We start from the raw sequence: 7,328 nt of genomic DNA, 5'->3' as shown, positions 1-7,328 counted from the left end.
AGCTTCTCCAGTTGCGCCGCGCTCGGCGCGACGCACTCGTTGCCGCCCTGCTCGCCACCAGACTCGGTACGGCAGAACCGGGTTAGGATGCCGGGCTTCACCGGAATCTCGCCCTGCACCAGAGCGTCCGCGTCGCCGCCGCCGAGGCCGGGTAGGGTGCCCTTGGTCAGCTTCTCCAGTTGCGCCGCGCTCGGCGCGACGCACTCGTTGCCGCCCTGCTCGCCACCAGACTCGGTACGGCAGAACCGGGTTAGGATGCCGGGCTCGGCCTCCACCTCGTCGTGCATGAAAACGACGTGCTCGCGGAAATCCGGTGCGTCCGGCTGCTTGATCACGGCCCGGGTACCGGATGCGAGCGGCTCCCCGGTGCGGGCGTCCACCCAGGTGGCGCCGGGCGGTTCGACGACGATCGCGCCGAACGCCCCGAACGAGTGCGAGCCGATGAACCGCACCTTGCCGTTGGCGTCCACCGGTCGGGTCTGCTGGGACGAGAAGTCCGCCCCGTCCTTGAACTGGAACTCCCCCTCGGTCTGTGCGAAGAGCCGGTACATCACGGTCTGCCCGGGCGCCGCCGTGGAGTCCGGGTTGTTGCCGACGACCGTGCCATCGGAGCCGGTGACGTCGTAGTCGAGCCCGTCGAAGTGCATCGAGGCGTTCGGCGCGGCGCTCGGGTCGAAGTCGTTGTCCGGCGTGGTGGCGGCCGGCGCGAACTCCCGGGGGTTCGGCGTCACGGTGCCGGGCGCGCTGAGCACCTCGCCCGGCAAGGTGAAGATCGAGTTGTTCCGGGTGTATGAGGGTGCCGCCTCGTTGAGCCGGTTGGTGAACCGGACCTCCACACAGTCGCCCTGGTTGACCCGCAGGGTCAGCGGTTCGATCAGGTCCGTCTCCCCCGCCTTGGCGGGGTTGGCGGCCTGCGTGAACGACGACCGGACCGCGGAGATGTCGCCGTCCAGTACGTACATCCGCCCCTCTGGCACCACATCCCCGAACCGGTTCAGGAAGATCGGGATGTTGATCAGCGAGACGTTGAACCGCTTCGGGGTCTGCCCGCTGGCGCAGGGATTCCCGGGGTCGACCACGGCGACCGTCTGTGCCGCGGTGGCCTGGCTGACTGTCCACATGCTCCCCGCTGCGAGGGCCAGCCAGAGGCCGGCCCCCACGACGAACAACGCCTGGCGGAATCGGGAGCCGCGTCGTCGCGCCCGGACGATCAGCAACGCGAGGACGGCCAGGACGATAGCGAGTTGAGACAGGTCTGCGATGGGTGCAGCCATAAGGTCTCCATCCCCTTGTGGCCCGGGGGATGGTCGGGCCGGACCGTTCCGGGAACGGGCCGGCCCCGCTGTCCGGCCGACAGATCTCGACTCCCCCGCGAGCCAGAGCTATCACAGAAGTCGATACTCGCAGCCGTCGATCGATTGTGTCAATGAGCGACGACGTGGCAACCATGAGTGATGGAGGATTCCGTCAGCCGTTCAGCCGCCAGACCTGGAAGGTGGGGCCGTCGGCGGGCAGCGCCACCACGCCGTCGGTGGCGGGCCGCAGGGCGGGCGCGCCGCCGTACGCGTTCTCCCCGGCCGGCAGGCCGGCCAGCCGCACCGGGGTGCCGGCCGCGCGGCGGGCCAGCACCAGCACCGTGCCGGTGGGCGCCTCGCGCAGGAAGACCAGGGTGTCGGCGTCCGCGTGCAGCCAGCGCAGGCCGCCGTGCCGCAGCGCCGGCTCGCCGCGGCGCAGCGCCAGCAACGACCGGTACGCCTCGAACGTGCGCCGGTCCCAGCTCTCCGGCCGGTGCCACGGCATCGGGGTACGCGACCCCTCCCCGTTCGTGCCGGTCAGCCCCAGCTCGTCGCCGGCGAAGACCACCGGGGTGCCCGGCATGGTGGCGAGCAGCCCGGCGGCCACCTCCTGCCGGGCCGCGTCACCGACCACCGTCCGGATCCGGGCCGAGTCGTGCGAGCCGAGCAGCTGCCACGAGTGCACGTACGACCGCCAGGAGATCAGCGACCGGTAGCTGTTCATGGTGGCGAGCACGGTGCCCGCGTCCCGCCGCCGCACCCCGCCCGGCGTGCCGAGGAAGTTCGGCAGCGGGTCGTCGCCGTGGCGCAGCCAGGACCAGACCGGGTCGGTGAAGCCGACGTAGTTCATCGTGCCGTGCCAGCCGTCCCGGTCCAGGTCGCCGGTGTGGTCGTGGCCGTGCTCGGCCAGCAGCAGCCCGTCCGCCCGGGTCTCGGCCACCACCTCGCGCAGCAGGCGCGCCACCTCGTGGGTGTACGCGTCGGCACCTCGCCGGCCGGTCATGTTCGCCACGTCCACCCGCCAGCCGTCCAGCCCGTACGGCGGGCGCAGCCAGCGGCGCAGCAGCGAGTCCTCGGCGGTGGCGAAGCGGCGGCGCAGCTCGGCGCTGCCCCAGTTGAGCTTCGGCAGCGACTTGACCCCGTTCCAGGACTCGTAGTCACCGGTGGCCTCGTCGAAGTAGTACAGCTCCCGCTCCGGCGCGGTGACGTCGGAGGCGGCGGCGGTGAACCAGTGGTGGGCGTCGCCGGTGTGGTTGCTGGTGATGTCGCCGAGCAGCCGCCAGCCCCGGGCGCGCACGGCGTCGGCCAGCCGGGCGAGGGCGACGTCCCCGCCGAGCAGCGGGTCGACGGTGTCGAAGCTGGACGCGTCGTACCGGTGGTTGGAGCGGGCCGGGAAGATCGGGGTGAGGTAGACGGTGTTGACGCCGAGCCGGTCCAGGTGGTCCAGGTGCTCGGTGACGCCATCCAGGTCACCGCCGTAGAACTGGCGCGGCGTCTCCGGCCCGCGCCCGACGACGGGGGTGTCCCAGTCGCAGGGGATCGCCCACTCCGGTGGGGTCCGGCCGTCGGCGGCGGCGGACCGGGCGAACCGGTCCGGGAAGATCTGGTAGATCACCGCGTCCCGGGCCCAGGCCGGCGGCGGAGCGTAGCTGACCAGCTTGAAGTCGCCGTGGTCCGGCACGTCGTGGTCGACCAGGCCGGCGGCGTTGAGCCAGCGGTAGCCCGCCCGCCCGTCGAGCAGGAACCGGTAGTTGCTGACCGGATTGCGGACCTCGACGTCGGCCCGCCACCACACGTCACCGCCCTCGGTGCGGTCGACCACGGCCTCGGCGAACCGCGGCTCGCCGTCGCCGGTGGTCCGCACGTGCACCTGGTGGACGTCGATGCCGGCCGGCACCCGGACGAATACCGGGACGCGCTGCCCGAGCGCGGGCTCCTGCTCCGGCACGTAGGTGGCGGATCCGTCGTGGTGCGGCTGGAGGGACATGGCAAGACCTTTCGCGTCGTCCGGACGGGGAGGGGAAGGGTCGCCCGCCGCGGCCGGTCTCTCCAACCGCGGCGGTCAGCCCGTGAACCGCTCCGGTGTACGTCCACCCGACGCCCTTGCCGCAGCGTGAGCCGAGGAGGCTCAGCCTTTGACCGCTCCGGCGGTGAGGCCGGAGACGATGTAGCGCTGGAGGTACTGGAACACCAGCACCGTGGGGATCGCGGTGAGCAGGGTCGCCGCCGCGAAGATCCCGAAGTTGACGTTGCGCTCGTTGCCCTGAAGCATGCCGTACATGCCGACGGCGAGGGTCTTCGAGTTGGTGCTGGTGAGGAACACGTTCGCCATCAGGAACTCGTTGATCGTGCCGATGAACGCCAGCAGGCCCGTCACTGCCAGGATCGGGGCCACCAGCGGCAGCATGATCCGGAAGAACACCTGGGAGTGGCTGGCGCCGTCCATGGTGGCCGACTCGTCCAACTCCCGGGGAAGGGTGTCGAAGAAGCCCTTCGTCAGCCAGGTGTTCACGCCCAGCGCGCCACCCATGTAGAGCAGCAGCAGGCCCCACGGGGTGTTGAAGCCGATCCCGGGCCACAGCTCGGTGATGGTGCCGAAGATCAGGAAGATCGCCACGATCGCCAGGAACTGCGGGAACATCTGAATCAGCAGCAGCGAGAGCAGCCCGACCCGCCGGCCCCGGAAGCGCATCCGGGAGAAGGCGTACGCGGCCAGCGCCGAGAGGAAGACCGACGCGAAGGACGCGACCCCGGCGATCAGCAGCGAGTTGAGGAACCAGCGCGCGAACGCGGTGCGCTGGAACAGCTCGCCGAAGTTGTCGAACGTCACCCCCGCAGTCGGCACCAGCTCGGTGGACGACAGCGTGCCCAGCGGGTTGAGCGCGGCGGAGAGCACGAACACGATCGGAAAGAGGCTGAACAGCACCCCGAGCACGCCGACGAGGTGCCGCCAGCCGACCTGGGTCAGCCAGCGGTTGCCCCGCCGGCGGGCGGTGCCGGCCGGGTTCCGCGTGGCCGGGACGGCGGTGGACGTGGTCACGAGTACACCTCCTCCTGCTTGCGAGTGCGCCGGAAGCTCACCGCGGACACCACCGCGACGATGGTGAAGATGAACAGCGAGATCGCTGCCGCGAACCCGAACTCCGCGCCCTGCGCGCCGAACGCGAGCCGGTACGTGTACGTGATCAGCAGGTCGGTCGCGCCGTTCGTCGGGTTGTCCGCCGGGAACGGCGCCCCTTCTGTGGTCAGGTAGATCGCGTTGAAGTTGTTGAAGTTGTACGCGAACGACGAGATCAGCAACGGAGAGAGCGCGACCAGCAGCAGCGGCAGGGTGACCGCGCGGAACGACTGCCAGGGGGACGCGCCGTCGACCGAGGTCGCCTCGGTCAGCTCGCGCGGGATCGCCTGCAGCGCTCCCGTGGTGACCAGGAACATGTACGGGTAGCCGAGCCACAGCTGCACGAGGATCACCGCGAAGCGGGCGGTCCAGCTTCCGCCGAACCAGTCGACGCCCAGCCCGAACAGGTTGTTGAGCAGTCCGAAGTCGGTGTTGAACATGTCCCGCCAGACCATCAGCATCGCGAACGACGGCATGGCGTACGGCAGGATCAGCAGCACCCGGTAGAGGTTGGTGCCCCGCATCCGGGGCGAGTGCAGCGCCAGTGCGATGAGCAGGCCGAGGACGAACGTCCCGCCGGTGGAGGCGATCGCGAAGGCGAAGTTCCAGATCAGTGTGCCGAGGAACGGCCCGGAGATGTTGTCGTCGGTGAGCACCCGGGTGAAGTTCGCCAGGCCGACATTGACCTTCCAGCCCTGGGCGAGGCGCTCGCCGTCGGCAGCGACGAAGGAGCCCGTCGCCTCGTCCGCGGTCCAGGTCTTACCGGTTTCGCCGTCCTTGATGCAGTCGCAGCCCGTGTCGTACGCCCGGATTGCCTTGCCCTCATAGGCGCGGGACAGGCCGTTGGAGCGGATGGCGCCGCCGGAGGTCGGCACGATCAGGTCAGTGATCTCCCTGCTCCGGACGCTGGCCTGACCGAAGTTGAGCACCGTGTAGCCGTCGGCGGCGGTGACCTTGCCGGTCGGGCTGACGGTGACCTGGCCGGCGTCGAGCTTGCGCAGCCCGCCCGCGTCGCCGACCGAGACCTCCTTGGTCTTCGGGTCGGTCAACAGGAAGACCAGCGGGTCGGCGGCCGGATCGCCCGTGGTGGCGATGGAGAGGGAGTATTCGGTGGAGCCGGGGACCTGCTGCACGGAGGAGCTCTGGATGGCGACGATCGCGTCGTCCTTGCTGCCGCGGTGGCCGTCGCCGAAGTTCGTGAACGCGGTGCTCGCGGTGTAGAGCACCGGAAAGACCTGGAAGGCGATCAGGAAGAGCGTGCCGGGGACCAGGTACTTGGCCGGGACGTGCCGGCGGCCGAGGTAGAGGTAGAACAGACCGGCGGTGGTGATCGCCAGGATCGCCAGCCCGATCCAGTGCTCGGCCTCGATCAGCGGGAACGCCGCCCAGATCGCGATCCCGGCCACCAGGCCGAGCAGGATCACCTTGACGAGGAGGCCGGTCGCGGTGATCGGCGCGTGGTTCCGCGTGGTACGGGACTTGGGCGGGAGCCCGCGGCGAACGGGCTCCCGGCCCGGGGCCTGCTTGGCAGACCCCGGGCCGGACAGCGACGTGCTCATTACTTGATCTGACCCGCGATGGTCTTGCCGGCGGCGGTGATCGTGGTGGCCGGGTCGGCACCGCCGATGACGGCGGCCTCCGCCTTGGCGAACGGGTCCCAGATCGCGGCCATGGCCGGGATCGCCGGAAGCACCTGGCCGTTCTTACCGGCCTCCTGGAACTTGGCCAGGTCCGGGTCGGTGCCCTTGACCTGGTCCAGCGCTGCGGTCAGCGCCGGCGGGCGCGGCTCGGCCTGGTACAGGGCCACGGCCAGATCGGGCTTGGTGACGTAGTTCGCCACGAACTCCTGGGCCAGGGCCTTGTTCTTGCCCTTGGCGGCTACGTAGAAGGCCTGCACGCCCACGAACGGCTGGGCCTCCTTGCCGCCGGCGAAGCCGGGGACCGGGGAGATGTCGTACTTGACGCCAGCCTTCTTCACGTCGGCGGTCGCCCACGGACCGGAGACCAGGTAGGCGCACTTCTTGCCGGTGAAGTTGGCGATCGAGTTGGTGTCGGCGATGGAGCGCTTCAGCACGCCCTCGCCCTTCTCGCCGAGCTTCCCGATCTTCTGGAAGGCCGCGATCGACTCCGGCTTGCCCACGCCCAGGTCCTTCGGGTCGTAGTCGCCGTTGGCCGCGGTGCCGAAGAGGTAGCCGCCGGCCGAGGTGTACAGCGGGTAGATGTGGTACGCGTCGCCGTTCTGGCCGACCTGAAGGCAGAGGATCTCGCTGACCTTCTTCTCGGCCTTGAGCTTCTTGCCGGCGGCGACCAGGTCCTCGATCGTCTTCGGGGCCTCGGGGGCCAGCTCGGTGTTACGGATCAGCGCCAGGTTCTCCTGCGCGTAGGGCACGCCGTAGAGCTGGCCGTTGAAGGTGACGGCCTTGACGGCGACCTCGCTGAACCCGCCCTTCTGGTCGGCCGCGAGCTGCACCGGGTCGATGGCACCGTTCTGGACCAGGTTGCCGATCCAATCGTGCGCGCCGACGACGACGTCCGGGCCGCTGCCCTGCTGCGAGGCGGTGACGAAGTTGGTCTGCAGGTCCTTGGAGACGGCGTTGACCTCGACGGTGACGCCATTCTCCTTGCCGAACTCCTCGGCGAACGGCTTGAGCGCCGCGGTCCGCTTGTCGTCGGCCCAGATGACCAGCTTGCCGCCCGCCGCCTTGGCGGACTCCTTGGCGGCCGGCTTGTCGCTGTCGCTGCCACCGCAGCCCGAGGCGGCGAGCGCCAGGCCGAGGACAGCGACCACACCCGCGGTACGGATGCGCATCGGTACTCCTGTCGTCATGGCGGCCCGCCGGGGGAAGGGCGGCCCGCCAGTGGAAACCTCTGAAATTTCTTGCTGACCGGCGCTGGGTGCCGCGCCGCTGCTCTCG

General features: G+C 70.0%; 5 protein-coding genes. All 5 read right to left on the bottom strand.

From position 1 onward, the window contains the following. Positions 1–1,274: hypothetical protein (locus tag ABZ783_RS14260; protein WP_357437534.1), on the bottom strand; the 1,274-nt coding region annotated here is incomplete at its 3' end. 193 nt (positions 1,275–1,467) lie between these two features. Further along, a complete protein-coding gene (locus tag ABZ783_RS14255; protein WP_357437531.1) occupies positions 1,468–3,282 on the bottom strand; it encodes a glycoside hydrolase family 13 protein in 1,815 nt (604 codons plus the stop codon). Between the two features lie 141 nt (positions 3,283–3,423). Beyond that, positions 3,424–4,335 (bottom strand): sugar ABC transporter permease, encoded by a 912-nt coding sequence (locus tag ABZ783_RS14250; RefSeq protein WP_357437529.1) that lies wholly within the window; start codon positions 4,333–4,335, stop codon positions 3,424–3,426. Next, the gene (locus ABZ783_RS14245; protein ID WP_357437525.1) at positions 4,332–5,972 is read right to left on the bottom strand and encodes an ABC transporter permease subunit; all 1,641 of its coding nucleotides are present in this window, start codon (positions 5,970–5,972) and stop codon (positions 4,332–4,334) included. Before ABZ783_RS14245 ends, ABZ783_RS14250 begins: the two co-directional genes overlap by 4 nt. After that, a complete protein-coding gene (locus tag ABZ783_RS14240; protein WP_357437523.1) occupies positions 5,972–7,222 on the bottom strand; it encodes a maltose ABC transporter substrate-binding protein in 1,251 nt (416 codons plus the stop codon). The genes ABZ783_RS14245 and ABZ783_RS14240 overlap by 1 nt, the downstream gene beginning before the upstream one ends. Positions 7,223–7,328: the final 106 nt, after the last annotated feature.

Source organism: Micromonospora sp. NPDC047738, assembly GCF_040642675.1.
Classification (GTDB): domain Bacteria; phylum Actinomycetota; class Actinomycetes; order Mycobacteriales; family Micromonosporaceae; genus Micromonospora.
This window is presented reverse-complemented; position numbering and strand designations above follow the sequence as displayed.

Excerpts from the sequence above, each read along its gene's own strand:
- ABZ783_RS14255 (WP_357437531.1), bottom strand. The coding sequence starts at position 3,282 with ATGTCCCTCCAGCCGCACCACGACGGATCCGCCACCTACGTGCCGGAG.
- ABZ783_RS14245 (WP_357437525.1), bottom strand. The coding sequence starts at position 5,972 with ATGAGCACGTCGCTGTCCGGCCCGGGGTCTGCCAAGCAGGCCCCGGGC.
- ABZ783_RS14240 (WP_357437523.1), bottom strand. The coding sequence starts at position 7,222 with ATGCGCATCCGTACCGCGGGTGTGGTCGCTGTCCTCGGCCTGGCGCTC.